General features: G+C 70.8%; 19 protein-coding genes. 10 read left to right on the top strand and 9 right to left on the bottom strand.

Annotated features, from left to right (window positions below):
- Positions 1-40 precede the first annotated feature (40 nt).
- The 5 genes from cobN to ACQP2O_RS41440 all read left to right on the top strand — a co-directional run bounded on the left by cobN (position 41) and on the right by ACQP2O_RS41440 (position 8,114).
- Positions 41-3,679, top strand: a complete 3,639-nt coding sequence (cobN, locus tag ACQP2O_RS41460; protein ID WP_433174675.1) for a cobaltochelatase subunit CobN — start codon at positions 41-43, stop codon at positions 3,677-3,679.
- A gap of 67 nt (positions 3,680-3,746) precedes the next feature.
- The gene (locus ACQP2O_RS41455; protein ID WP_433174674.1) at positions 3,747-4,808 is read left to right on the top strand and encodes an amidohydrolase family protein; all 1,062 of its coding nucleotides are present in this window, start codon (positions 3,747-3,749) and stop codon (positions 4,806-4,808) included.
- Positions 4,809-4,985: 177 nt separating this feature from the next.
- A complete protein-coding gene (locus ACQP2O_RS41450) occupies positions 4,986-6,284 on the top strand; it encodes an ABC transporter substrate-binding protein (protein WP_433174673.1) in 1,299 nt (432 codons plus the stop codon).
- An 8-nt stretch (positions 6,285-6,292) separates the two neighbouring features.
- Positions 6,293-7,231 (top strand): carbohydrate ABC transporter permease, encoded by a 939-nt coding sequence (locus tag ACQP2O_RS41445; RefSeq protein WP_433174672.1) that lies wholly within the window; start codon positions 6,293-6,295, stop codon positions 7,229-7,231.
- 1 nt (position 7,232) lies between these two features.
- A complete protein-coding gene (locus ACQP2O_RS41440; protein WP_433174671.1) occupies positions 7,233-8,114 on the top strand; it encodes a carbohydrate ABC transporter permease in 882 nt (293 codons plus the stop codon).
- Positions 8,115-8,153: 39 nt separating this feature from the next.
- Here ACQP2O_RS41440 and ACQP2O_RS41435 read toward each other — a convergent pair whose 3' ends face one another.
- The 5 genes from ACQP2O_RS41435 to ACQP2O_RS41415 all read right to left on the bottom strand — a co-directional run bounded on the left by ACQP2O_RS41435 (position 8,154) and on the right by ACQP2O_RS41415 (position 13,573).
- The gene (locus ACQP2O_RS41435; RefSeq protein WP_433174670.1) at positions 8,154-8,918 is read right to left on the bottom strand and encodes a DeoR/GlpR family DNA-binding transcription regulator; all 765 of its coding nucleotides are present in this window, start codon (positions 8,916-8,918) and stop codon (positions 8,154-8,156) included.
- Between the two features lie 97 nt (positions 8,919-9,015).
- Complete coding sequence (locus ACQP2O_RS41430; protein ID WP_433174669.1) at positions 9,016-10,185, bottom strand: carbohydrate kinase family protein; 1,170 nt, start codon at positions 10,183-10,185, stop codon at positions 9,016-9,018.
- On the bottom strand, positions 10,182-11,519 hold the full coding sequence (locus ACQP2O_RS41425) for an alpha-glucosidase/alpha-galactosidase (RefSeq protein WP_433174668.1): 1,338 nt from the start codon (positions 11,517-11,519) through the stop codon (positions 10,182-10,184). The genes ACQP2O_RS41430 and ACQP2O_RS41425 overlap by 4 nt, the downstream gene beginning before the upstream one ends.
- 29 nt (positions 11,520-11,548) lie before the next feature.
- Entirely contained in the window at positions 11,549-12,442 is an 894-nt protein-coding gene (locus ACQP2O_RS41420; RefSeq protein WP_433174667.1) for an SIS domain-containing protein, read from the bottom strand.
- A gap of 222 nt (positions 12,443-12,664) precedes the next feature.
- The gene (locus tag ACQP2O_RS41415) at positions 12,665-13,573 is read right to left on the bottom strand and encodes an endo alpha-1,4 polygalactosaminidase (RefSeq protein ID WP_433174666.1); all 909 of its coding nucleotides are present in this window, start codon (positions 13,571-13,573) and stop codon (positions 12,665-12,667) included.
- Between the two features lie 299 nt (positions 13,574-13,872).
- Here ACQP2O_RS41415 and ACQP2O_RS41410 point away from each other — a divergent pair, with 299 nt between their 5' ends.
- Positions 13,873-14,799, top strand: a complete 927-nt coding sequence (locus tag ACQP2O_RS41410; RefSeq protein ID WP_433174665.1) for an alpha/beta hydrolase — start codon at positions 13,873-13,875, stop codon at positions 14,797-14,799.
- A 12-nt stretch (positions 14,800-14,811) separates the two neighbouring features.
- Here ACQP2O_RS41410 and ACQP2O_RS41405 read toward each other — a convergent pair whose 3' ends face one another.
- Positions 14,812-15,618 (bottom strand): GntR family transcriptional regulator, encoded by an 807-nt coding sequence (locus tag ACQP2O_RS41405; RefSeq protein ID WP_433174664.1) that lies wholly within the window; start codon positions 15,616-15,618, stop codon positions 14,812-14,814.
- A gap of 235 nt (positions 15,619-15,853) precedes the next feature.
- Between ACQP2O_RS41405 and ACQP2O_RS41400 the strand changes: the two genes are divergently transcribed.
- Complete coding sequence (locus ACQP2O_RS41400) at positions 15,854-16,222, top strand: ATP-binding protein (RefSeq protein WP_433174663.1); 369 nt, start codon at positions 15,854-15,856, stop codon at positions 16,220-16,222.
- 172 nt (positions 16,223-16,394) lie between these two features.
- Here ACQP2O_RS41400 and ACQP2O_RS41395 read toward each other — a convergent pair whose 3' ends face one another.
- Entirely contained in the window at positions 16,395-18,098 is a 1,704-nt protein-coding gene (locus ACQP2O_RS41395) for a protein kinase domain-containing protein (protein WP_433174662.1), read from the bottom strand.
- 66 nt (positions 18,099-18,164) lie between these two features.
- Positions 18,165-19,124 carry a quinone oxidoreductase family protein gene (locus tag ACQP2O_RS41390; RefSeq protein WP_433174661.1) on the bottom strand — a complete coding sequence of 320 codons (960 nt, stop codon included), beginning with the start codon at positions 19,122-19,124 and terminating at the stop codon, positions 18,165-18,167.
- 133 nt (positions 19,125-19,257) lie between these two features.
- Between ACQP2O_RS41390 and ACQP2O_RS41385 the strand changes: the two genes are divergently transcribed.
- Positions 19,258-21,264, top strand: a complete 2,007-nt coding sequence (locus ACQP2O_RS41385) for a HelD family protein (RefSeq protein WP_433174660.1) — start codon at positions 19,258-19,260, stop codon at positions 21,262-21,264.
- 38 nt (positions 21,265-21,302) lie between these two features.
- On the opposite strand, the gene ACQP2O_RS41380 is transcribed toward ACQP2O_RS41385, so the two are convergent.
- Positions 21,303-21,944, bottom strand: coding sequence for a TetR/AcrR family transcriptional regulator (locus tag ACQP2O_RS41380; RefSeq protein WP_433174659.1), 642 nt, complete (start codon positions 21,942-21,944; stop codon positions 21,303-21,305).
- 132 nt (positions 21,945-22,076) lie between these two features.
- Here ACQP2O_RS41380 and ACQP2O_RS41375 point away from each other — a divergent pair, with 132 nt between their 5' ends.
- Both ACQP2O_RS41375 and ACQP2O_RS41370 read left to right on the top strand, forming a co-directional pair.
- Positions 22,077-23,663 carry a DHA2 family efflux MFS transporter permease subunit gene (locus ACQP2O_RS41375; protein WP_433174658.1) on the top strand — a complete coding sequence of 529 codons (1,587 nt, stop codon included), beginning with the start codon at positions 22,077-22,079 and terminating at the stop codon, positions 23,661-23,663.
- Positions 23,664-23,810: 147 nt separating this feature from the next.
- Positions 23,811-25,145, top strand: a complete 1,335-nt coding sequence (locus tag ACQP2O_RS41370; protein ID WP_433174657.1) for an MFS transporter — start codon at positions 23,811-23,813, stop codon at positions 25,143-25,145.
- Positions 25,146-25,185 lie beyond the last annotated feature (40 nt).

The raw sequence follows: 25,185 nt of genomic DNA, 5'->3' as shown, positions 1-25,185 counted from the left end.
CCCGAGCCGGGGCGAGGACCCCCGAGGGAAGGAACGACACGTGCGTGTCCTGCTGCTCTCAACGGCCGATACCGAACTCCTGTCGGCGCGCTCCGCGAACGCCGGATATGTGACCGGCAACCCGTCCCGGCTGGACGTCGCCGACCTCGATGGGCTCTGCGAGGGCGCCGACGTCGTGGTCGTCCGGCTGCTCGGCGGGCTGAAGACCTGGCAGGAGGGCGTGGAGGAGCTGCGCCGCCGGGGCCTGCCGCTGATCGCGCTGGGCGGGGAGGCCGCTCCGGACGCCGAGCTGATGGCGCTGTCGACGGTGCCCGCCGGCGTCGCCGCGGAGGCGCTGGACTACCTGCGCGAGGGCGGCGTGGACAACCTGCGGGAGCTGGCCCGCTTCCTGTCCGACACCGTGCTGCTCACGGGCGAGGGCTTCGAGCCGCCGCGGCGGATGCCGGCGTACGGCGTGCACCAGACCGGCGCCGAGCCGAAGGACGGCCGGCCGACCGTCGGCGTCGTCTTCTACCGGGCGCACGAGCTGTCCGGCAACACCGCGTTCGTGGACACGCTGTGCGAGCGGATCGAGGAGGTGGGCGCTAACGCGCTTCCCGTCTTCTGCGGCTCCCTGCGCTCCGCCGACGAAGAGCTCCTAGAACTGCTGGGCCGGGCGGACGCGCTGGTCGTCACCGTGCTCGCCGCAGGCGGGGCGGTGGCCGCGGACGCGTCGGCGGGCGGTGACGAGGACGCGTGGGACGCCGGGGCGCTGGCCGCCCTGGACGTCCCCGTCATCCAGGGGCTGTGCCTGACGACGTCCCGTGCCACCTGGGAGGCGTCGGACGCCGCGCTGTCCCCGATGGACGCCGCGATGCAGGTCGCGATCCCCGAGTTCGACGGCAGGCTGATCTCGGTGCCGTTCTCCTTCAAGGAGGAGGGACCGGATGGCATCCCCGTGTACACCGCCGACCCGGAGCGGGCCGCACGCGTCGCCGGGATCGCCGCCCGCCAGGCACGGCTCGGGCACACGCCGGTCGCCGAGCGCAGGCTCGCGATCGTGCTGTCGTCGTACCCGACCAAGCACGCCCGCGTCGGCAACGCCGTCGGCCTGGACACGCCCGTCTCGGCGGTCCGCCTGCTCGCGGCCCTGCGCGAGGCCGGCTACGACGTCGGCGACCACCCCACCGACGGGGATACGCTGATCCACTCGCTGATCGCGGCGGGCGGCCACGACGTCGAGTGGCTGACCGAGGACCAGCTGCGCGCCGCGCCCGCCCGGGTGCCGCTGAAGGACTACGAGCGGTGGTTCACCGCGCTGCCGGAGTCGCTGCGCGAGGGCATGCGGGAGCACTGGGGCGAGCCGCCGGGCGAGCTGTACACCGATGACGACGACATCGTGCTGGCGTCGCTGCGGTTCGGGAACGTCGTGCTGATGATCCAGCCGCCACGCGGGTTCGGGGAGAACCCGGTGGCGATCTACCACGACCCCGACCTGCCGCCCTCGCACCACTACCTGGCGGCGTACCGCTGGCTGGACGAGGTGTTCGGCGCCGACGCGGTGATCCACCTCGGCAAGCACGGCACGCTTGAGTGGCTGCCCGGCAAGGGCCTCGGGCTGTCGGCCGAGTGCGCTCCGGACGCGGTCCTCGGCGACCTGCCGCTCGTCTACCCGTTCATCGTCAACGACCCGGGCGAGGGCACCCAGGCGAAACGGCGCGGCCACGCCGTGGTCGTCGACCATCTGGTGCCGCCGATGGCGCGCGCCGACACGTACGGGGACCTGGCCAAGCTCGAACAGCTCCTCGACGAGTACGCCACCGTCCAGGCGATGGACCCGGCGAAGCTGCCCACCGTGCGCGCCCAGATCTGGACGCTGGTGAAGGCCGCCGAGCTCCACCACGACCTGCACGTCAGCGACGAGCCGGGCGAGGGCGACTTCGACGACTTCGTCCTGCACATCGACGGCTACCTCTGCGAGATCAAGGACGTTCAGATCCGCGACGGCCTGCACATCCTCGGCCAGGCGCCGGAGGCGGAGCAGCGCGTCAACCTGGTGCTGGCCGTGCTTCGCGCCGCGCAGGTGTGGGCGGGCCGGGCGGGCGCGCTGCCGGGCCTGCGCGCCGCGATCGCGCAGGCCTACGGGCTGGACGAGCGCGAACTGCTCGCCGAACCGGGCGCGCGGGTCGAGGCCACGGCGCTCGCCGAGCTCGTGGACGGTCCCGCGCGGACCGCCTCCGACGTGGTCGACCTCCTCGAGGCGGTGGCGCGCCGGCTCGTCGTCGGCATGGAGACGCTCGGCTGGGACGCCTCCCGGGCGGCGGCCGTCTGCGCCGAGGTGCTCGGCAGTGAGGTTCCCGACGTCGTACGCCTGCTGGAGTTCGGCGCGCACGAGGTCGTGCCGCGCCTGGACGCCACGTCGCGAGAGATCGACGCGGTCCTGCACGCGCTCGACGGCGGCTACGTGCCCGCCGGCCCGTCCGGCTCGCCCACGCGCGGGCTGGTCAACGTGCTGCCGACCGGCCGTAACTTCTACTCCGTCGACCCGAAGGCGATCCCGTCCCGTACGGCGTGGGACGTCGGGGTGTCCCTCGCCGAGTCGCTGATCCAGCGCCACCTGGACGACACCGGCGAGTACCCGCGCAGCGTCGGCCTCACGGTGTGGGGGACCGCCGCGATGCGCACGCAGGGCGACGACATCGCCGAGGTGCTGGCACTGATCGGCGTCCGCCCGGTGTGGGACGAGGCGTCGCGCCGTGTCACGGGCTTCGAGATCGTCCCGAAAGAGGAGCTGGGCCGGCCGCGCGTGGACGTCACCCTGCGCATCTCCGGGTTCTTCCGGGACGCGTTCCCGCACGTCATCGCGCTCGTGGACGACGCGATCGGCGCGGTCGCCGATCTCGACGAGCCGGACAACCACGTGCGCGCCCACGCGCTGGAGGACATGGCGGGACACGGCGACTGGCGGCGCGCGACCAGCCGGATCTTCGGTTCGAAGCCGGGCGCGTACGGCGCGGGCCTGCTGCCGCTGATCGACGCCCGCAACTGGCGGGACGACCGGGACCTCGCCGAGGTGTACGCCGTGTGGGGCGGCTACGCGTACGGGCGCGGCCTGGACGGGCGGGAGGCGCGCCCGGACATGGAGGCGGCGTTCCGCCGCATCTCGGTCGCGGCCAAGAACCAGGACACCCGCGAGCACGACATCGTCGACTCCGACGACTACTTCCAGTACCACGGCGGCATGGTCGCCATGGTCCGGTCGCTCACCGGGAAGAGCCCCGCCGCCTACGTCGGCGACTCCGCGCTGCCCGACCAGGTGAAGACGCGCACGCTCGGGGAGGAGACCCACCGGGTGTTCCGCGCCCGGGTCGTCAACCCGCGGTGGATCGCCGCGATGCGCCGGCACGGCTACAAGGGCGCCTTCGAGCTCGCCGCGACCGTCGACTACCTCTTCGGCTACGACGCCACGGCCGGGGTGGTCGACGACTGGATGTACGAGAAGCTGGCGCAGGAGTACGTCTTCGACGCCGAGAACCGCGAGTTCATGGAGCGTTCGAACCCCTGGGCGCTGCGCGGCATCACCGAGCGGCTGCTCGAGGCCGCCGACCGCAGCCTGTGGGCCGAACCCGCCGCCGAGACCCTGGAGCGCCTCCGCCAGACCTACCTCGATCTCGAGGGTGACCTGGAGGCGGGCGAGTAGGCGATATCTGCTGACTTTCGACCCCACTCGCGCTTATCCGATCACCCAGACTGGTTGAATCTGCGCAATGAGCGCTGATTCGCTGGCTGAGCTGAGGCTCCGCGACTACACCCCTCGTTCCCAGGCGCGGGCCGAGGTCACGTCGGTGCCGACCGCCGCCGTTCCGTGCGTCGACGTGCACAACCACTTGGGACGGTGGCTGTCGCCCGACGGCGGCTGGCTCGTCCGGGACGCGGCGGCGCTCATCGCGATGATGGACGAATGCCAGGTCGCGACGGTCGTCAACCTCGACGGCCGCTGGGGGGAGGAGCTCGGCGAGAACCTCGACCGGTACGACGCCACCTATCCGGGCCGCTTCGTCACCTTCTGCCAGCTTGACTGGCGGCTGGTGGCCGAGCCGGACGGGGTGGACCGGCTGGTCCGTGAGCTCCGAGCCTCGGTCGCGCGCGGCGCCCGCGGCCTCAAGGTGTGGAAGGACCTCGGCCTGCGGGTCCGCGACGCCGACGGCGGGCTGCTGCCGCCCGGTGATCCGCGCCTGGCGCCGATCTGGCGGACCTGCGCCGAGCTGCGGGTGCCGGTACTGATCCACAGTGCCGATCCCGTCGCCTTCTTCGAGCCCCTGGACCGGCACAACGAACGGCTCGAAGAGCTGATCGAGAACCCGGACTGGTGGTTCGGTGACCGGGACCGCTTCCCGACGTTCGGAGAGCTGATGCGCTCCCTGGAGGTCCTGGTCAAGGCCCATCCGGGCACGGTCTTCATCGGCGCGCACGTCGGCTGCAACGCCGAGGACCTGCGGTGGGTCGACCGCATGCTCACCGCCTATCCGAACTTCCACATCGACCTCGGCGGGCGGATGGCCGAGCTCGGCCGGCAGCCGCGGGCGGCACGGGCACTCTTCCTCCGCCACCCCGAGCGGGTGCTGTTCGGGACCGACGCGTTCCCCCCTCGCGGCGACGACTACCGCCTGTGGTTCCGCTTCCTCGAGTCGGCGGACGAGGCGTTCTCCTACGCCCCTGACGAGGCGGTCCCGCCCCAGGGGCGCTGGCAGGTGCACGCACTCGACCTGCCGGCCACGGTGCTGCCTTCGCTGTACGCGGCCAACGCCCGTCGCCTGCTCCGGCTCTGACCGCGCGACCGCGCCGCGCCGCTACGGCCCTGACCGCCCGTCAATGTGACGCATTCTTCACGTATGCCTTGTTTCCGTGATCGATCCTGATCTAAAGTCCCTCACAACAATCGCTAACGAGCATGAAGCCTTCGTAAGCGCACTCGTTCGGCGGCCCTACGCAAGGGGAGTATGAAGATGCGCGCACCATCGCGACCGCTTGGCCGAGGGCTCGGCGCCCGACTCACCGCCGTCGGCGCCACGCTGGCCCTCGGCGCCGTGGCGGGTTGCTCCGGAGGTTCGGGGACGTCGCACGACGCCGTGGTCGTCTGGCATGGCTACACGGACAAAGAGCTGACGGCGATCAACGCCCTCGGCCAGGAGTGGAACAAGGCCCACCCCGACCAGAAGGTGAACGTCACGTTCGCCGGCATGAACGACGACGCCCTGAAGAAGACGCTGGGCGCCTTCGTCTCGGGCAAGACGCCGGGAGTCGCCTATGAGTTCGGCTCCTCGATCACGACGCTGGCCAAGCGGTCGCAGACCCAGGACCTCACGCCGCTGGTGAAGAGCACCCCCGCTTTCCAGTGGAACGACTTCTTCCCGGCCGCGCGGCAGGCGGCGACCACTCCCGACGGGAAGATCTACGGGATCCCCGCGCTGGTCGACAACCTGGCGCTGGTCTACAACAAGAAGCTCTTCGACGCGGCGGGCGTCTCCTATCCCACGCCGTCCTGGACGTGGACCGACTTCCAGAACGCCGCGCGCCGCCTCACCGACGCTTCCAAGCACCAGTACGGCTGGTCGTACTTCAACGACGGCTCGGAGGACACCGTCTGGCGGTTCATCGCGATGCTGTGGCAGGCGGGCGGCGACCTGCTCACACCGGACGGCAAGAAGTCCGCGTTCGACTCGCCCGCCGGGCTGTCGGCGATGCAACTGCTGCACGACATGGCGGTGACCGACCACTCCGTCTACCTCGAGACCGGCGACGGCCAGTACCAGAACCTCTTCAACTCGGGGAAGATCGCGATGCTCTGGACGGGGCCGTGGGACCTCGCCGGCATCCCCAAGGACGTCCAGTACGGCAGCCAGATCCTGCCCGGCAAGGTCACCCACGCCACCATCGCCGGCCCTGACAACTACATGCTGTTCAACAAGGGCGACCGCAAGACCGCGTGGGCCTTCCTGCAGTGGCTGGACTCCCCCGAGGTCCACCTGCGGTTCTCCATCGCCACCGGGGACCTCCCGCTGCGCGAGTCGGAGACGAAGCTCCCCGGTTACCAGGACTTCCTCAAGAAGTACCCGGCCAACAAGGTCTTCGTGGACAACCTGTCGAAGTACGTCACCAAGTCCCGGCCCAACATCCCGGCCTACCCGAAGATCTCCCAGGTCCTCGGCACGGCGGTGCAGTCGGTCCTGCTGGGCAAGGCGCAGCCGAAGGCGGCCCTGGACCAGGCCCGTGACCAGGTCGACGCCATCCTGGCGGGCTCGTAATGGCGGTCATGGCGGCCGCACGCGAGAGGAACTCGGCTCGGAGAGACGGCGGGCGGCGCCGGCCGAACCGGGCGCGCCGAGCCGACCATCTCGCCGGCTGGGCGTTCGTGTCACCGGCCGTGCTCCTGATCGGCCTGTTCGGTCTGGTGCCGGTGGTCTGGTCCCTCCTGCTGTCCTTTCAGCAGACGGACCTGACCTCGCCCGGCACCTGGTCCGGAGCCGCCAACTACCGGCGGATGGTGCACGACCCGGTCTTCTGGCAGGCCGCGCGGCAGACGCTGGTCTACTGCGTGCTGTTCGTGCCGATTACGATGGTGCTGGCGATCCCCATCGCGGTCCTGCTGAACCAGAAGGTCCGCGGCATGACCTTCTACCGGATGGCGGTCTTCGTCCCGCTGGTCACCTCGACCGTCGCCACCGGCGTGATCTTCAGCTGGCTCCTCAACCCGCAGTTCGGCCCCGTCAACGCGGGCCTGGCCAAGCTCGGCCTACCCCAGCAGGGGTTCTTCCAGAGCTCCGGTGAGGCGCTGCCGGCGGTGGTGGCGATGACCGTGTGGGGCTGGCTCGGCTTCGCGGTGATCATCTATCTGTCCGCGCTGCAGAACGTGCCCCGCGAGCTCATGGAGGCCGCGGCCCTGGACGGCTGCGGGCGGGTCAAGGCGTTCTGGAAGGTCGAGCTGCCGCTGCTCGCGCCGGCCTCGTCCTTCCTGCTGGTCTGGCTGACGATCAACGCCTTGCAGCTGTTCGACGAGGTCTACGTGACCACCAAGGGCGGACCGCTGCATGCCAGCACGGTGCTCGTCTACTACCTCTACCAGCAGGCGTTCGTCGACTTCGACGGCGGCTACGCCGCGGCCATCGGCAGCGCGCTGTTCGTCGTGATCCTGGCCGTCACGGTGGTCCAGCTCTGGCTGAGCCGCCGTGCCTCCCCGTACGAGGTGAACTGAGATGGCCGACACGACGCTGACGCGACCGGCACGCATGGCCGGCGTCCACGAGGGAGGACGCCCACCCCGAGCGCGGTCCCGGCGGCCCAGCCCGCTGCACCTGATACTCGTTCCGCTTTCGGTCGTGATGCTCGCTCCGCTGGGGTGGATGGTGCTGCTCTCCATCTCCACGGAGCGGGAGTCCCGGCGTTTCCCGCCGGGTCTGCCCGCCGGGATCCACTGGCAGAACTACACCGCCGCCTGGCACCAGGGACCGTTCGGCCACTGGCTGCTCAACAGCACGATCGTGTCGGTCAGCTGTGTGGTGGGCAACCTGGTGCTGTGCTCGCTGGCCGGCTACGCCTTCGCCCGGATCCGCTTCTTCGGCAGCCGGCTGCTGTTCATCGGTGTGCTCGCGACGTTGATGGTGCCGTTCCAGATCGTCATGCTGCCCACCCTCATCGTGATGCACCACCTCCATCTGACCGACACCCTCGGCGCGCTCATCGCACCGAACCTCGCCACCCCGTTCGGGGTCTTCCTGATGCGGCAGTTCTTCACCACCGTGCCGAAGGAACTGGAAGAGGCGGCCCGCATCGACGGCGCCGGGCGGCTGCGGACGCTCGGGAAGATCCTGCTCCCCCTGATGGGGCCGACCCTCGCCACCCTGTCCGTGCTGACGTTCCTCAACGTGTGGAACGACTTCCTGTGGCCCCTGATCGCCGTCCAGAGCCCCGGGAACATGACGATTCAGCTCGGGCTGCAGAACTTCCAGGGCGCCCACCAGACGAACTGGCCGGTGCTCATGGCCGGCACCGTGACCAGCCAGATCCCGGTGCTCGTGCTCTTCGTGCTCGCGCAGCGCTTCTTCGTCCGGTCGATCGCCTCGTCCGGCCTCAAGTGACCCACCGGCCGTGAGCGGATGACCGACCAGGTCATCCGCTCACACGGTGGTGACGTCGACGCCCGCGGCGCGGAGACGGTCGAGCTCGGCCGGGTCCGCGCCGACATCGGTGATCAGCATGGAGATGTCCTCGATCCCCGTGATCCGGGAGAAGGCGCGCTTGCCGACCTTGGACCCGTCCGTCAGCACGATCACCCGGTCGGCGGTGCGCAGCAGGCAACGGTCGGTCTGCGCCTCCACGTCGTCGTGCGTGCTGATGCCCCGGCCGGCCTCGATGCCGTCGACGCCGATGAAGACCAGGTCGAGGTTGATGTCGGCCAGCGCCTGATTGGCGATCGGGCCGACCAGCTCGTACGACGCCGAGCGCACGCTGCCGCCGGTCACGACGAGGTCGATGGACGGACGTACGGACAGCTCACCGGCGATGTTGAGCGCGTTCGTGATCACCTTGAGCGGGCGGGCCGCCGCGCCGAGAAGCCGGGCCAGCTCCGTCGTGGTCGTGCCGCCGCCCAGGCCGACCGAATGCACCGAATCGGTGACCAGCTCCGCCGCGGCCTGGGCGATCCGCAGCTTCTCCTGGTGATGGCGGCCCGTGCGATAACGCATCGGCAGCTCGTACATCACCTCGGCCGAGACCGCGCCACCGTGCGTGCGTTTGAGCAGTTGCTGCTCCTCCAGCACGTGCAGGTCACGGCGGATGGAGGCGGGTGAGGCCTTCAGCTCGGCGGTCAGGTCGGCCACGGAGACGGAGCCGTCCCGGGCGAGCCGATCGAGGATCAGGCCTAGGCGCTCCTCTTGACGCATCCGATCACTATAGGGCGTTCCATGGCGATTGATAATCGGCGGCACGGGATGAAACCGCTCACTCCCGCTGCTCACTTGCGCCGTCTCGATGCGCGGATCACACGGATCCGAGCAGGTCGGAGCCGACCTGGATCCGCGCGGCGAAGGCCGCGGCCTCTTCTGGACCGGCCTGTGCCGCGGTGCCGCCCGCGGCCCGAGTGGACAGCGCGCCGCAGGCACACCCCCAGGCCAGCGCGTGAGCGAGGTCGCCCTTGGTCAGCCAGCCGGCCAGGAAGCCCGCGTCGAACCCGTCACCCGCACCCACGGTGTCGACCGGTGCGACCTCCGGGCCACGGGCGCCGATGATCTCCGTCCCGGAACGTGCGACGACCCCCCGGCGGCCGCGCTTCACCACCGGCAGCGGACCGGCGGCGGCCAGCACGTCCAGCGCGTCCGCCAGGGGATCGCGGCCACGCGGACCGCCATCGGCGTCCGCGGCCCCGGAGCTCTCGGCCCCCGAGCCGGGAGCTCCGCCGGCCCCCAAGTCGTCGGCGCTCTCCGCACGCGCGCCGGAAGCGCCGCGGGCGTCGTCGGGGCTCTGGGGACTCGTGCCGGAAGCGCTGCGGCCGCCGTCGAGGCTCTCGCCGGGCGCGTCGGGGAGCCGTGACGGGCGGAGCGCACCGGCCAGCGCGAGCGCCTCATCCTCGTTGGGCAGCAGCAGGTCGCAGGCTGCCAGCAGCCCGGGCGCGAGCCGCCACGCGCCCGCCGGGTCGTCGTTGGTGTCCAGCGACGTGGACGCCCCCGCGGCCCTGGCCGCCGCCAGGAGCCCCGGCAGCCCGGCGGCCAGGCGTGGCTGCAGGAAGTAGGAGGCGGCGTGCACGTGGCGGGCGGCCACGTCGGGCACGTGCTCGGGACCGAAGGCGGGCAGGCAACCGGGCGCGGTGAGGATGGCCCGGTCCCCGTCCGGCCGGTTCAGGCAGACCGTCAGCGCCGTCGGCAGGCTCTCGTGCCGCGTGCAGCCACTGATGTCGACGCCCGCGGCCGACAGGGTGTCGAGGACGAAATCCCCCGCCGGATCGCGGCCGACCATCCCGACGAAGGCCGTGGACAGGCCGAGGCGGGCGGCGCCGTGGGCGACGATCGCCGCCGACCCGCCGAGGGCGAGGACGCCGGCGTCCACCAGCGTCTCGGCCTGTCCCGCGGGCGGGGTCTCCGGAGCGCCCGACACCAGGACGTCCGGGTTGGCGTCCCCGACGACCAGCAGGTCCGGTCTCGCGGTGCTGCTCATCGACGCGCTCCGGGCGAGAGCGGCGTGCGCAGCGCCGGCGGCAGGGCGTCGCCGTGCGCGGCCACCATGGCGTCGCAGAGCGCCCAGATCTCGTCGACGGTCAGTGCGGCGGTGGTCGCCGGGTCGGACATGGCCGCGTGCCGGACATGCCGCGGATCGCCCTCGACGGCGGCGGCGACGACCAGCTCCACGACGTTGAGGAAGCTCCGGTTGAGCGCGGCGAGCTGCGGCGGCAGCGCGCCCACCGCGTGCGGGTGAACGCCCAGCCGGTCGATGGTCGCCGGGACCTCCACCGCCGCGCCCGCGGGCAGGTTGGTGACCAGCCCGCGGTTGGCGGTGGTCACCTGGATCGTGCGGAGGGTCCCGGTGGCGAGGCTGTGAATGACCTGCGGGGCGTACTCGGCGGCGTCCTCCTCCTGCGTGTCCGGCTCCGGGTCGAGGCCCGCCGCGAGACGGTCCCGGATGGAGCCGTACTCGGCGACGTTGTCCGCGCTGATCCCCACGTAGTCGCCGATCGGGATGCGCAGCCGCTCGATCTCGGCCGGGTGCCGGAGGTAGAAGGGGACGTACTCGGAGGAGTGCTCGCTGGTCTCGGTCGGATAGAAGCCGAGCCGCCGGTACATGTCGACCCGCACCCGCCGGCGCAGCTCCGGATCACGCTCGATCGCCTCGTCCAGCGCCGGGTAGAGGCTCCGCCCCTGGTGCTGCCAGCGCAGGATCCACGCCTGGTGGTTGACCCCGGCCGACAGGTGGTCGACCTCCTCGTATGGGACGCCCACGATCTCGCACAGCCCGCGTACGGTCCAGTAGACCGAGTGGCAGAGGCCGGCGGTCTTCAGCCCGGGGGCCACCGAGGCGAGGTACTGCAGGTTCATGGCCATCGGGTTGGTGTAGTTGAGCAGCCACGCGTCCGGGCAGACCGCGGCCATGTCGCCGGCCAGGGCCGCCAGGAACGGGAAGGTGCGCAGCGCGCGGAAGATGCCGCCGATCCCGAGCGTGTCGCCGATCGTCTGCCGCAGCCCGAACCGCTCGGGCACCTCGAAGTCGGTCACCGTGGCCTGATGGCCGCCGATCGCGACCATGTTCACCACCACGTCGCTGCCCTCCAGCGCGGCCCGGCGGTCGGCCTCCGCGACGATCACGGGCTTGGCGCCGTGCTGGTCCGCCGTACGGCGGGCGAGGGCCTCGGCGACCGACAACCGCTCGGGGTCGATGTCGTGCAGCGCGATCCGTACGTCCGCGAGTTCGGGGAAGGAGAAGATGTCGCGCAGCAGCTGCCGGGTGAAGGTGATCGAGCCGGCACCGACGAACGCGATACGGATCGGTGAGGACATGTCGGAGAACCTCTCTTGAGGGGGTCGCGTCAGACGGAGGCGGGACGCAGGATCACCGAACGGGTGAGGTGACGCGGAGCGTCGGGGTCCAGCCCGCGGGACGTCCCCAGCGCCACGGCGAGCCGCTGGACGGCGATCAGCGAGGCGGCCGGGTCGAGGTCCTGCTGGATCCAGAGCCCGCCGGTGGCCGCGACCTGCGCCGCCAGGCCCTCGGGCGCCGGCCCGAACATCCAGACCGCGGACCGCTCGTCGGTGATGGCGATCGGCCCGTGCCGGTACTCCCGGGCCGGGTACGACTCGGTCCAGCTCAGCGACGCCTCGCGCATCTTGAGCGCCGCCTCGTCGGCCAGCCCGACGGTCCAGCCCTCGCCGAGGAAGGTGAACTGGGTCCGCTCGGCGACCCCAACGGGGAGCGGCTCGTGAACGGCCCGTTCGGCGTCGGCGATGGCGGGGGAGAGGTCTTCGCCCAGGTGGGCGCGGAACAGGCTGAGGGCGGTGGTCGCGAACCGGGTCTGCACCACCGAGCTCTCGTCCGCGAAGTCCAGGACGACCACCTCGTCGGCGGCGGTCATGACCGGGGTGGCCGGATCGGCGGTGACGGCCGCGGTCGTCATCGTGCCGCGCACCCGGTCGAGCAGGTCCAGGATCTCGGTCGTCGTGCCGGACCGGGAGAGCGCGAGCAGCCGGTCGTACGGGCGGCCGACCGGCATCTGTGAGGCCGCGAAGGCGTCGGTCTCGCCGTGCCCGGCGCTCTCCCGCAGCGAGGCGTACGCCTGGGCGATGAAGAAGGAGGTGCCGCACCCGACGACGGCGACGCGCTCGCCCCGCTCCGGCAGCCCGGTCACGGGTCCGGCGGCGAGCTCGGCGGCCCGCCGCCAGCAGGCAGGCTGGTCGGCGATCTCGACTTCGACGTGGGTCGTCACGGCGGGCTCCGTTCTGAGCTGCGACAAGAAGCATGTGATTGATTCTGATCAGTTAATAGCATGACCGCTCACAATCGGGCAATACGATTTGGCGGTCGCTCATGCGTGCGCTCCCGGTGCCTCCGCCGCGAGGCGAAGAGCGCCGGGAGCGCACAGGTCCTGATCGGTCGGGGAAACGACCGACGGCGGCCCGGGAGCCACGGACCACCGCCGGAGCGAGGGTCAGACGCCGCGGCAGGGCACCCGGTAGGCGGTGAGGTCGAGGTCCTTCTTCAGGGAGTTGAAGTTCTGCGCGTTGGCCTTCGAGCAGAACTTCGAGGTGTCCAGGTTGTACTCGACGTTGAAGACGGCCTTGCCGGCGGCGACGTACTTGTCATAGCCGTAGCCGCCCGTCTGCGCGGACGTGCACTCCTTGTTCGTCCAGCACTCCTCGTTCAGCGCCCAGTCGAAGTACGGCTGGAGCGTCTGGAGCTGGTCCATGTCGTTCTTGAGCCCGGCGGACAGCCCCCGGCGGTGCGCCTCGTTCGCCAGCCAGGTGTTGAAGTTCAGCTGGTCGTCCGCGCTGATCGAGAACCCGGGGTCGTTGGTGTAGCCGTCGACGTTGTCGAACTCGATGGCGTCGAAGCCCTTGGACTTGCACATGTCCATGCGCTTCTGAAGGATCGTGCCGAGCTTTCCGCCGTACTGCCGGACGTCCAGCCAGCGCTCACCCGGCCAGCCGTCGACGTTGTTGCCGAGCACGCTGCTGGGGAAGTCGCCGGCGTCCGGACGCCAGTCCTCGTACGTTCCGGCGCTGATGTAGCAGACGACCTTGCGGCCGGACTTGGTGGAGTGCAGCTTCGAGACGTCGGCGGCCGTGGCGTCGAACCCGTCGATGTCGTACATCGCGACGTCCAGGTACGGCGCGGACGGGACCGTTTTCAGCTGCCACTGCCAGCTTGTGTTCAGCGCCGGCTTCCAGCAGCCGGAACACGAGACGGGAGCCGGGAGGGCGGCTGCCTTGGACGCGGCGTCCGGTCCAGAAGCACTTCGGAGAGTGGCTTCCGGGCCGGACGTCGCGCACGCGGTCAGTCCCAGGCAGGAGATGAGGGCCGCGCTGAAGGCGGCGGCGAGACGTGCTCTAACGCGCATGGGCGCTCCTCGTGAGTCGGAGAAACACGGGGCGGCATGCGTGCTGTTCCGCACTCCCCGTACTCGCCGGCCCCGGAGTCACCGCGGCGGCAGGGGTGGCGTCGCCCAGACGAATCCGGAGGACTGACGCCAGCACGCGAAGGACTGCTCCTTCCGTCGGCCGGCTTCTGCTGACCAGCAGAGAGAATTGCCGATTCGTGCGCGGTTCGCAAGCGTTTCGGGCAGATATGCGCATCGACTGCCGCCTGGTGTGGTCGGCCATAGCGCGGCTCTGCGACGGCGCTTTACGCTGATCCGCCATGGGACAGGATGTGCTTGGGGCGGAGTACGAGGCGATCCGGCTGACGCTGGAGAACGACGCCGAGGGCGAGGTGGTGGCGACGCTCGTCCGTCGCCCCTGTCCCGGCAGCCGGAAGGCCGTGCTTTACATACACGGGTTCGTCGACTACTTCTTCCAGACGCACCTCGCCGACTTCTACGTCGAGCGCGGCTTCAGCTTCTACGCCCTGGACCTGCGCAAGTACGGGCGCTCGCTGCTCGACCACCAGACGCCCAACTTCGCCCACAGCATGTCCGACTACTTCCCGGAGATCGACGAGGCGGTGCGCCTGATCCGGGAGGACAACGACCTGCTGCTGCTGAACGGCCACTCGACCGGCGGCCTGGTCTCGGCGCTGTGGGCCGACCGCGTGCGCGGTCAGGGCCTGGTCGACGGCCTGTTCCTCAACAGCCCGTTCCTGGAGCTGAACGTCCCGGCCGGGGTCCGGCGGACACTGACGCCCGTCGTCCGCGCGCTGGCGAAGGGACGCCCGACCATGGTGCTGCCGACCGGGGTGAGCCGGTCGTACGTCCACAGCATCCACCGCGACCACGACGGAGAGTGGGACTTCGACCTGACCTTGAAACCCGCGGAGGGCTTCGGCGTACGGGTGGGGTGGCTCACGGCGATCATCAAGGGGCAGCGGCAGGTCCGTGCCGGGCTCGCCATCGACGTGCCGATCCTCGCGATGTCCTCCACGACGACGGTCCGCGGCAAGAACGGCGACTTCTCGACCGGCGACGGCGTGCTGAACGCCGACGACATCGCCTACCTGTCGACCCGGCTCGGCCGGCACGTCACCTGCGTGCGCGTCGAGAGCGGCCTGCACGACCTGGTGCTGTCCGCCGAGCCCGTACGGAAGAAGGTGTTCGACGAGCTCGAGCGGTGGATGACGGCCTACCTGTGACCGCCCGCGGGATCAGAACACCTCGCACCCGCCGGCCTGGTTGACGGTGAACACGTGACGGGTGGCGGCGCAGACGGTCTCGAGCACGTGGATCGGCGTGTCGTCGGTGGAGTAGGAGGCCCGGAGCACCTGAACGACCCAGTCGCCGGGATCCAGGCGGAGCAGTTCGGTCTCCACTCGCGCGGCCGGCCGCGCTACCAGTGTCTCCTCCGCGTGCCCGAAGGTGTGCCCGTGCGCGGCGATCGCCTCGTGCATGGTCGGCTTGAGCAGCTCGGGATCCATGACCGGGGTGCCCGCGAACAGGTCGGCGCGGAAGTAGGAGATGGCGATCCGCACCGGCACGTCGTCGGCGAGCATCACCCGGCGGCGGGCGATGACGTCCTCGCCGGGCCGCGTGCGCAGGCAGGTGGCGACGTGCTCCGGAGCGGGCTCCAGACCGACGCCGAGGACGCGCAGCTCGGCGCGGACGCCCTGCCGTTCGGCCACGCTCAGGAACATGCATCCGGTGCCGTACATGGTGGGCTCGCTGGGCAGCGACCGGTGCACGATCACCGGGGGCGTCGGCTCGGGCGGCGTCTCCGGCGTTCGAGAGGTCACGCCCTTGCGCATCTGCGAGATGCGGCCGGGCGACACTCCGAGCACGTTGGCGATGTCCTCGAGCCGGTGGCCGCTCTCCCTGGCCTCGGCGATCGCCTGGCGGCGCATCCGGGCAGCCTCTTCGACCAGTGCCTGCTGCTCCGCCATCACCATGCCCAGGGCGCGAGCGCGCTCGATCGGGTCGGAAACCGTGGCGATCTCCCGGAGGGTGCTGTGGTTCACGGCGACGGGGCTCCGCTCTTCGAGACGAGTTCTATCCCCCCTGTTGCGCGGTTACGCATCGTGGCCGTATGCTCACAACCTATCTCGTTTAGGCCCCCTAAAGGCCGCCGCTGAGAGGGCTTCGATCCATGCGTGTTCGTTTCGATCACCCTGCCCATCTTGCTACAGCCGAAGCCCGCTGTGCTGGTGTTACCGCCAAGTTCGCCACACTCCGTCACTTCCCGGTGACGTCCTGATGGCTCGATCGGTGCTGGGAGCGATCACCATCCCCGGCCATCCGGGGGAGGTCGCGACGGCCCGGCGGTTCGTCGCCAAGACGCTCGCGGGCCACCCGCAGGCGGACACCGTGGTGCTGCTGACGAGCGAGGCGGTCACCAACTCGGTCGTGCACACCGCCAGCACCATGGTGGGGGTGGTGGTGCTCGAGACGCCCACCGGCGTACGGGTCGAGGTCACCGACGAGGGCGGCGACACGCTGCCCACGCTCTACGGCGTATCCGAGCTGCGCGAGGGCAGGCGCGGCGTGTTCCTCATCGAAGAGCTGTCGGCGGCCTGCGGCACCCAGACCCACCCCGACGGCCTCACCTTCTGGTTCGAGCTCTAGGGCCTGTCTCGAAGTCCGCTGTCCTACTGCGCGGTGTCCAGGCGGCGCCTCGCCGCGTTGTCGTCGGTCGCCAGCCAACACCAGGCTGACTCCCTCCTCCGCCTTGCGAGGCACCACCTGGACACCGCTCGCTACGGACGGGGACTTCGAGACAGGCCCCAGCGCGTGTCCGCTACTCGATCGAGGAGATGGCGACGTTGTCGAACAGCACTCTGATGTCGCCGCCGCTGCCGCCGTTCTCCTGCACGGCGACCAGGCCGGTCTGCCCGTTGCCCAGCGGGCCGTCGGCGTCGGTGGTCTCGGCGGCGAGCGTGCCGTTGAGCCACAGCCGCAGCCGGACGTTCTTGCCGTCCTGTTCGCAGGACGCCTGGAGGCGGTTCTTCGCGTTCTTCTTGAACCCGGCGGCGGACGACTTCCGGACCAGTTCCCGGGAGCCGGCCTTCCCGGCGGTCTTCCGGATCAGCGTTCCCTCGCCGTCGGCGCGGACCAGGAACTCGTAGTAGGCGGCGTCGTCGTTATCGCCGGTCGCCCGGCAGAACACCCCCGCCATCCCGTACGGCGGGCCGCCCAGCACCGAGACGTCCACGCCGATGAGCTCCCGGGCCGGCGGCTCCTGCTTGGAGGGGGTGGGCTCCGCCCGGCGCTGGTAGATGCTGCTGCCCGCGTCGATGCGGTAACCGCCCTGCCAGTAGCCGCTCCCGGAGATCCACGTGGAGCCGGACCACCCCGAGCTGTTGTTGGAGAAGTCGTCGCCGTAGTTGAACACGGTCTTCGACGGCGGTCCGTCGGAGCCGCCGAAGTACAGGAACGCTCCGGCGCCGAGGACCACCACGGCGGCCGCACCGGCCGCCGCCGGTATCCACGGCCGGCGGCGTGCCGTCGTCAGGAGGGCGGTGCGGCCCCTCGCCGGGGGCGGCGGGTCCGCCAGCGTCGGACGGGTCCCCGCCCAAGGCGGCCCGGCCGAAGGTCCGTCGGCGGCGCCTGGCGCCGGGCCGCCGGTCGGCATCGCCCAGGTACGGCCGACGGCCTCGGCGGCGCGCGCGGTGTCGGCGTGCGGCCGTCCGGTCAGGCGGTCCAGGAGCTCCTGCGCGGACGGACGCTGCCGGGGGTCCTTGGCGAGGGCCTGCGCGACCAGATCGCGCAACCCCTCGTCGACGTCGTCGAGGGACGGCTCGCCGTGGGCGATCTGGTAGAGCACGGCGGGCACGCTGGAGGCGTCGAACGGTGCCCGTCCCGTTCCCGCGTACGCGACGACGCATCCCCAGGCGAACACGTCCGACGCGGGAGAGGCGGTCTCGCCGGCGATGAGCTCGGGCGCCATGTAGGCCGGCGTGCCGATGAACTGCCCGGTCCGGGTCGCGCCGGAGACGGTGTCGAGCGCCCGGGCGATGCCGAAGTCGATGACGCGCGGCCCCACCGAGGACAGCAGGACGTTCGCGGGCTTGAGGTCGCGGTGCACGACGCCCGCGCCGTGGATCGCGGTGAGCGCGGTGGCGACCCCGACGGCCAGGTGCTCCAGGCTCGATCCGCGCATCGGCCCGCTGTCACGGACGAAGGCGTCGAGGTCGGGGCCGTCGACGAACTCGGTCACGACGAACAGCGGCTCGCCGTCGAGCCGGGCGTCCAGCACGGGTGCGGTGCAGAAGCGCCGTACGCGGCGGGCGGACTCGACCTCCCGGCGGAAGCGGTCCCGGAACATCTCGTCGTCGGCGAGGTCCGGGTTGATGACCTTCACCGCGACGCGTTCGCCGCGCGCGCTCTCCGCGAGGAAGACCGTGCCCATCCCGCCCCGGCCGATCCGGCCGACGAGCCGGTAGTCCCCGAGCCGGGACGGGTCACCGGGCCGTAGCTGATCGTTCGTGTTGACTCCGGTCACGACGGCCCGTCTCTCCTCTTCTCGACGAGCGATAAGACTAACGGGACAGGAGGGGGGTTCCGGGACTTAGGGGATCAGCAGCAGTTTGCCGGTCGTGCGGCGTGCCTCCAGGTCCTCGTGGGCCCGGCGGGCCTCCGCGAGGGGGTAGCGCCCGCCGACGTGCACCGAGAGCTCCCCGGAGGCGATCCAGCCGAAGAGGTCCTCCGCGCGCCACATCAGCTCCTCGCGGGTCGCGACGTAGTGCACGAGCGACGGGCGCGTCAGGTACAGCGAGCCGCCCTTGTTGAGGCGCTGCGGGTCCATCGGCGGCACCGGGCCGCTCGCGGCCCCGTACAGCGCGAGCAGGCCGCGCGGGCGCAGCGAGGAGAGACTGCCCTCGAAGGTGGTCTTGCCGACGCCGTCGTACACGACCGGCACGCCCCCGTCGGTCAGGCGCCGTACCTCCTCGGCGAAGTCGTCGTAGCGGAGGACCTCGTCGGCGCCCGCGTCGCGCGCGAGCTTCTCCTTCTCGTCGGAGGAGACCGTGCCGATGACCCGGCCACCCCGCAGTTTGATCATCTGGGTGAGCAGGAGCCCCATCCCGCCGGCGGCGGCGTGGACGAGCACGGTGTCATCCGGCTTGACCTCGTACGTCGAGTGCGTCAGGTAGTGGGCGGTGAGGCCCTGCAGGAGTACGGCGGCGGCCAGGTCGGGGGCCACTCCGTCCGGCACCGGCACGGCCTTGGCGGCGGCCACGACGGCGCGTTCGGCGTACGAGCCCGTGAAGTCGGCGGAGGCCACCACGTCGCCCACGCGCAGGTCGGTCACTCCTTCGCCGACCTCGATGATCCGGCCCGCGCCCTCGGACCCGGGAACGCCCGGGAGCCCCATGGGGTAGTTGCCCTTGCGCTCGTAGACGTCCTTGAAGTTGACCCCGGTGGCGGCGAGCTCGACGACGACCTCTCCCGGTCCAGGCCGGGGGTCTTCCGCGTCGGTGGGGTTGAGCACGTCCGGCCCGCCGTGTTCGGTCACCACGATCGCACGCATTCCGACCTCCTTGTGTTCGACTCACATCGAACATTAGCGCACTGGTCCGGGCGCGGGAAAACGAGCTGAGAAGGACGCGGCCGCGTACTAAGTTGGGAACTTCGCGCTCCCAACGACCCGAAAGGTTTTCGGCATGCCCACAAAAGAGGCGGAGGACACCGACCCCGAGATATCGGCCGAACGCGCGCATCTGACCCGGTCCCGCGAGGCGCTTCGCCGGATGCGGGAGAACGTCCTGTCCCTGGACGCTTCGGTGGCCGGCGACTGGGTCTCGGCCCAGGTGCTCGGCGCGGACCTCGCCAAGCGGGCGGAGGCCCTGCGGGACGACCCGACGACCGCGCTGTTCTTCGGCCGCCTCGATCACCCGGAAGAGCGCCTGTACGTCGGCCGGCGCCACGTCCACGACGACGGCGGCCGGGCCCTCGTCATCGACTGGCGGGCGCCCATGTCCCGCCCCTTCTACAAGGCGAGCACCGCCGACCCGATGGGCCTCCTGCTGCGCCGCCGGTTCGGCTACTCCGGCGGTGAGCTGACCGCGTTCGAAGATGAGGACTTCTCCGCGCAGGTCGAGTCGCGGCTGCTCATCCAGGAGATCGAACGCCCCCGCGTCGGCCCCATGCGCGACATCGTCGCCACCATCCAGCCCGAACAGGACGACATCGTCCGCGCCGACGCCGACCACACGCTGTGCGTCCAGGGCGCGCCGGGCACCGGGAAGACCGCCGTCGGCCTGCACCGGGTCGCCTACCTTCTCTACGCCCACCGAGAGCGGATGCGCCGGGGCGGCGTCCTCGTCATCGGCCCGAGCGCGTCGTTCCTCGACTACATCCGCGGGGTGCTGCCGGCGCTCGGCGAGGTGAACGTCCAGCAGCACACCCTCGACCAGGTGCTCGAGACCGTCCCGGTGAAGGCGCTCGACGAGCCGGCGGCCGGGCGGATCAAGGGCGACGCCCGGATGGCCGAGGTGCTGCGCCGCGCGGTCTGGAGTCACCTGCGCGAGCCGTCCGAGGCGCTCGTGCTGCCGCGCGGCACCCGCCGCTGGCGCATCCCCGCGTACGAGATCACCGAACTGGCCGAGACTCTGCGCGACCGCGGCGTCCGGTACGGCGCGGGCCGCGACCTCCTCGGGCACCGCATCGCGCACGCCATCCTCCTGCGCATGGAGAACGCGGGCGAGGCCTGCGACGACCGGACCCACGACGCAGTCCGCCGGACCCGGCCGGTGAAGGCGATGGTCGACCAGGTCTGGCCGGCCCTCGACCCGGTGCGCGTGGTGATGCGGCTGCTGTCCGAGGCGGAGTTCCTCGCCGAGGCCGCCGACGGCCTCCTCGACCCCGACGAACAGGCCGCCCTGCTGTGGGCCAAGCCGCCGAAGGGCCCCAAGTCGGCGCGCTGGACGGCCTCCGACGCGGTCCTCGTCGACGAGGCCGCGGACCTGCTCCACCGCATCGCCGGCCTGAGCCACGTCGTCCTCGACGAGGCGCAGGACCTGTCGGCCATGCAGTGCCGGGCCGTCGGGCGGCGCTGCGAGACCGGCTCGGTCACGGTGCTCGGGGACGTCGCGCAGGGCACCACGCCCTGGGCGGTCGGCGACTGGCCGACGCTCCTGCGGCACCTGGGCAAACCCGACGCGGACCTGACCGTGCTCGACCGCGGCTACCGCGTGCCCCGCGAGATCATCGACTTCGCGAGCCGCCTGCTGCCCCGGATCGCGCCGGAGCTGACGCCGCCCACGTCCGTACGGTCGGCACCCGGCTCGCTACGGGTCCGCCGGGTCGCCGACCTGCCGGCCGCCGTGGAGGACGCCTGCCGGGAGGCCCTGAACGGCGACGGTTCGATCGGCCTGATCGCCGCCGAGGCCGACGTGGCGGGTCTCGCCGGGCGGCTGGCCGCGAGCGGGATCGAGCACGTACGGCTCGCGGACGGGATGGCGGCCGCGCGGCTCGTCGTCACGCCGGCCACGCAGGCCAAAGGCCTGGAGTTCGACCAGGTCATCGTCGTGGAGCCCGCGGCCATCGTCGAGGCCGAGCCGGACGGCGAGCGCTCGCCCGGCCTGCGGCGGCTCTACGTCGTGCTGACCCGTGCCGTCTCGAGGCTGACCGTCCTGCACGCCCGCGACCTGCCCGAATTGTTGCGCTGAGCCTCGGATACGGACGCTCCTTCGCCGAGGACCGGCGGTCAGTCGCCGGACCAGGCGCGGGGGAGCGTCTCCGAGGCGATGGCGAAGACCTCCCCGATTCGCGCGGCGATCTCGTCCGGCTGGAAGAGGCCCTCGCGCGCGCAGCCCTCGAACGCGACCCGCATGACGGCGAGGAAGGTCGCGGCGATGAGCGTCGGCCGCAGATCGGTCGCGAGCTCCACGTCCATCCGCCGGGCGAGGATCGAGGCCATCTCCTGCTCCAGCTCGTTGAAGTACCGCAGCTGTGCGATCGCGAGGGCCGGGTTGTTCTCGACCAGGTCGCGGACCTTGGCGAACCGCGCGTGATCGTCGCCGGATCGCCGGACCTCGTCGAAGACACCGTTGATCGTGGCCGCCAGGGCGGCGATCGGAGGCTCCTCGGCGGGCCGGGCCGCCAGTAGTTCGAGGAAGAGCTCGTCGTACGCCCTCATCACCGAGAGGGCGAGGTCCTCCTTACCGGCGAAGTACCGGAAGAAGGTCCGTTGCGACACGTCCACCGCCGCGACGATCTCGTCGATCGTCGTGGCCTCGTACCCCTTGGCGAGGAACAGGTCGAACGCCGCGTCGATCAACGCCGAGCGTGTGCGCCGTTTCTTGCGCTCCCGCAGACCGGGGGCTGACGCCGCCGACGTTTCGGTCATGTCACCTACACCTCACATTCTGTTCATAGTGTGCCATAAGACAGCAACTGACTCTTAGGACGATTTGTCATCTGTCAGCAGCTGACATAAATTCTGAACCGACATGGCACGTGTTCTGTAAGGGGGAGCGAGATGTCGCAACCGGTCGTCCAGGAGCGATTGCCCGCAGGAGCCGGGCCGAAGCGTCGCGGGATGGGGAACCCGTGGCTGACACTGATCGCGGTGGCGCTCGGCGTCATCATGGTGACCCTCGACGGCACGGTCGTGGCGATCGCCAATCCCGCGATCTCCAAGGACCTGGGCGCCTCACTGGCGGACCTGCAGTGGGTCACCAACGGCTACCTCCTCGCGCTCGCGGTCTCACTGATCACCGCCGGAAAGCTCGGCGACCGGTTCGGCCACAAGCCGGTCTTCCTGATCGGTGCCGCCGGCTTCGCGCTGTCGTCGGCGGGCATCGGGTTCTCCAAGGAGATCGGGATGGTGATCGCGCTGCGGGTCCTCCAGGGCCTGTTCGGCGCGATGCTCCAGCCGACCGCGCTCGGCCTGCTGCGCGCGGCGTTCCCGGCCGAGCGCCTGAACATGGCCATCGGCATCTGGGGCGCCTGCATCGCGGCCTCGACCGCCGCCGGCCCCATCGTCGGCGGCCTGCTCGTCCAGCACGTCAACTGGGAGTCGGTCTTCTTCATCAACGTGCCGGTCGGCCTCGTCGCGCTCACCGTCGGCGCCCTCTTCCTGCTGAACGCCCGCGGTGAGTCCCAGTCCGGGGGCTTCGACATCCTCGGGATCGTCCTGCTGTCCGGAATGCTCTTCACCTTGATCTGGGCCGTCATCAAGGCGCCGACGTACGGCTGGGGCGACGCGAAGACGCTGGCGTTCTTCGGCGGCTCGATCGTGCTGCTGATCCTCTTCCTGGTGCGGGAGCGGACGGCCCGTCAGCCGCTCCTGCCGCTCACGCTCTTCCGCTCCGTGTCGCTGTCCGTCGGCGTCGTCCTCATGATGCTGATGGCGTTCGCCATGTTCGGCGCGATGTTCTTCCTCACCTTCTACCTGCAGAGCGTGCACGGGCTGACGCCCGTGGCCACCGGCGTGCGGCTCCTGCCGATGATGCTGGCCATGATGGTGGCCTCCCCGGTCGCCGGCGGGGTGATCTCCAAGGCCGGGCCGCGCGTTCCCTTGGTCGTCGGCATGGGCCTCGCCGGCGTCGCCTTCCTCGGCATGTCGGGCCTCGGGGTGGACGCGAGCTTCATGTCCATGGCCCCGTGGTTCGCGCTCATCGGCGTCGGCCTGAGCCCCGTCATGGTGGCCGCCACCGACATCATCGTCGGCAACGCCCCCGTGGCGCTGTCCGGCGTCGCGGGCGGTCTCCAGCAGGTGGCGATGCAGGTCGGCGGCGCGCTCGGCACCTCGATCCTCGGCGCCGTGCTCACCGCCAAGGTCGCCGGGGTCCTGCCCGGGCACATGACCGACGCGGGGCTGCCGAAGCCGACCCCGGCGCAGGTCGACCTGATGAAGGGCGCGATCTCCCAGGGCGTCGCGCCGGTGCCGAAGAACGCCCCGCCGCAGGTCGCCCAGCTGATCGTCAAGGCCAGCCACCTGTCGTTCATCGACGGCATGCACCTGGCGTTCATCGTGAGCGCGGCCATGGCGTTCGCCGCCGCCCTGCTGAGCCTCCTCGTCCGCGCCGGCCGCCAGGTCGAGGGCGCGGCCATGCACGTCTGACGGCACATCCACTGATCGCCGTGACGGCCCTGCGGGACCGTCACGGCGATCAGTGTTTTTCGTCACATGTAGATCGTTCCGCCGGACCGAAAACCGGGTAATCGTCCTGCGTTGCTCAAAAAAGATCGGGGGCGACAGGAGGATCCGATGGTCCTGGACCCAGAAGACGCGCGCGACGCGCGATCCGTCACCGACGCGGAGCGTGGATCGCAGGTACGAAAGGCGGCACTCGCCTCCATCGTCGGCACCTCGATCGAGTGGTACGACTTCTTCCTCTACAACACCGCCGCCGCCGTCGTCTTCAAGGACGTCTTCTTCCCCAAGTCCACCGACTATGTCGGGACGCTCTCGTCCTTCGCCACGTACGCCGTCGGCTTCGCCGCCCGCCCGATCGGAGCGGCGATCTTCGGGCACTGGGGCGACCGGCTCGGCCGCAAGGCGACCCTGATCGTCACCCTCCTCCTCATGGGTCTGTCCAGCGCCCTCATCGGCGTCCTGCCGGGCACCGGCACGATCGGCGTCGCCGCGCCGATCCTCCTCGTCGCCCTGCGCGTGCTCCAGGGCATCGCGGTCGGCGGCGAGTGGAGCGGCTCCGTGCTGCTCTCCATGGAATGGGGGAATCCCCGGCGGCGCGGGCTGATGGCCAGCTGGCCGCAGATCGGGGTGCCGATCGGCCTCATCCTCGGCACGGTCGCGATGTCCTCACTGGCGACTACGAGCGGCGACGCGTTCAAGAACTGGGGCTGGCGCATCCCGTTCCTGTTCAGTCTGGTGCTCGTCGCCATCGGCCTGTGGGTGCGGCTCCGCGTCATGGAGACGCCGATGTTCGCGAAGGTCGTCGAACGCCGTGAGGTGGCGAAGGTCCCGGTGCTCGACGTGATCCGCCGGCACCCGAAGGAGATCATCCTCAGCGCGCTGCTGCGCTGCTCGGAGCAGATGCCGTTCTACATCTTCACCTCCTTCGCGCTGACCTACATCGTCGACCACACCAAGCTGTCCAAGACCTTCGCGCTGAACGCGGTCGCCGTCGCCGCAGTCCTCGAACTCATCCTCATCCCGACGTTCGGCCACCTCAGCGACACGGCGGGCCGCAAGCGCGTCTACGCGATGGGGGCGATGCTGCTCGGCGTCATCGCCTTCCCGTACTTCGCGCTGCTCAACACCGCAGTCCCGGCCGTCGTCTTCCTCACCGTCGTCCTGGCCCAGGTCCCGCACGCGATGCAGTACGGCCCGCAGGCGTCGCTGATCGCCGAGGTGTTCCCGACGAAGCTCCGGTACGGCGGCGCGGGCATGGGCTACCAGCTCGCCTCGGTCATCGCGGGCGGCCCGGCGCCCCTGCTGGCGACCTGGCTCCTGCACGACTACGGCTGGGGGGCCATCTCCTTCGTCATGGTCATCGCCGCCTTCCTGACCCTGACGGCCACCGCCCTGCTGCCGGACCGCTCCCGCGTCGACCTGACCGAGGACGCCGCGTACGCCTGACCCTGGCCCGGGGACTTTCCCCAGCTCAGACCGTTGACTA

The organism is Actinoallomurus sp. CA-150999 (assembly GCF_050942425.1).
GTDB lineage: Bacteria > Actinomycetota > Actinomycetes > Streptosporangiales > Streptosporangiaceae > Actinoallomurus.
Note: the sequence above shows the minus strand (reverse complement) of the source record. Positions and strands in the feature narration are given on the sequence as shown.

What these genes read in the sequence shown, in the direction of transcription:
- ACQP2O_RS41455 (WP_433174674.1), top strand. Translation starts at nt 3,747, where the DNA reads ATGAGCGCTGATTCGCTGGCTGAGCTGAGGCTCCGCGACTACACCCCT.
- ACQP2O_RS41450 (WP_433174673.1), top strand. Translation starts at nt 4,986, where the DNA reads ATGCGCGCACCATCGCGACCGCTTGGCCGAGGGCTCGGCGCCCGACTC.
- ACQP2O_RS41445 (WP_433174672.1), top strand. Translation starts at nt 6,293, where the DNA reads ATGGCGGCCGCACGCGAGAGGAACTCGGCTCGGAGAGACGGCGGGCGG.
- ACQP2O_RS41440 (WP_433174671.1), top strand. Translation starts at nt 7,233, where the DNA reads ATGGCCGACACGACGCTGACGCGACCGGCACGCATGGCCGGCGTCCAC.
- ACQP2O_RS41435 (WP_433174670.1), bottom strand. Translation starts at nt 8,918, where the DNA reads ATGCGTCAAGAGGAGCGCCTAGGCCTGATCCTCGATCGGCTCGCCCGG.
- ACQP2O_RS41430 (WP_433174669.1), bottom strand. Translation starts at nt 10,185, where the DNA reads ATGAGCAGCACCGCGAGACCGGACCTGCTGGTCGTCGGGGACGCCAAC.
- ACQP2O_RS41425 (WP_433174668.1), bottom strand. Translation starts at nt 11,519, where the DNA reads ATGTCCTCACCGATCCGTATCGCGTTCGTCGGTGCCGGCTCGATCACC.
- ACQP2O_RS41415 (WP_433174666.1), bottom strand. Translation starts at nt 13,573, where the DNA reads ATGCGCGTTAGAGCACGTCTCGCCGCCGCCTTCAGCGCGGCCCTCATC.
- ACQP2O_RS41410 (WP_433174665.1), top strand. Translation starts at nt 13,873, where the DNA reads ATGGGACAGGATGTGCTTGGGGCGGAGTACGAGGCGATCCGGCTGACG.
- ACQP2O_RS41400 (WP_433174663.1), top strand. Translation starts at nt 15,854, where the DNA reads ATGGCTCGATCGGTGCTGGGAGCGATCACCATCCCCGGCCATCCGGGG.
- ACQP2O_RS41390 (WP_433174661.1), bottom strand. Translation starts at nt 19,124, where the DNA reads ATGCGTGCGATCGTGGTGACCGAACACGGCGGGCCGGACGTGCTCAAC.
- ACQP2O_RS41385 (WP_433174660.1), top strand. Translation starts at nt 19,258, where the DNA reads ATGCCCACAAAAGAGGCGGAGGACACCGACCCCGAGATATCGGCCGAA.
- ACQP2O_RS41380 (WP_433174659.1), bottom strand. Translation starts at nt 21,944, where the DNA reads ATGACCGAAACGTCGGCGGCGTCAGCCCCCGGTCTGCGGGAGCGCAAG.
- ACQP2O_RS41375 (WP_433174658.1), top strand. Translation starts at nt 22,077, where the DNA reads ATGTCGCAACCGGTCGTCCAGGAGCGATTGCCCGCAGGAGCCGGGCCG.
- ACQP2O_RS41370 (WP_433174657.1), top strand. Translation starts at nt 23,811, where the DNA reads ATGGTCCTGGACCCAGAAGACGCGCGCGACGCGCGATCCGTCACCGAC.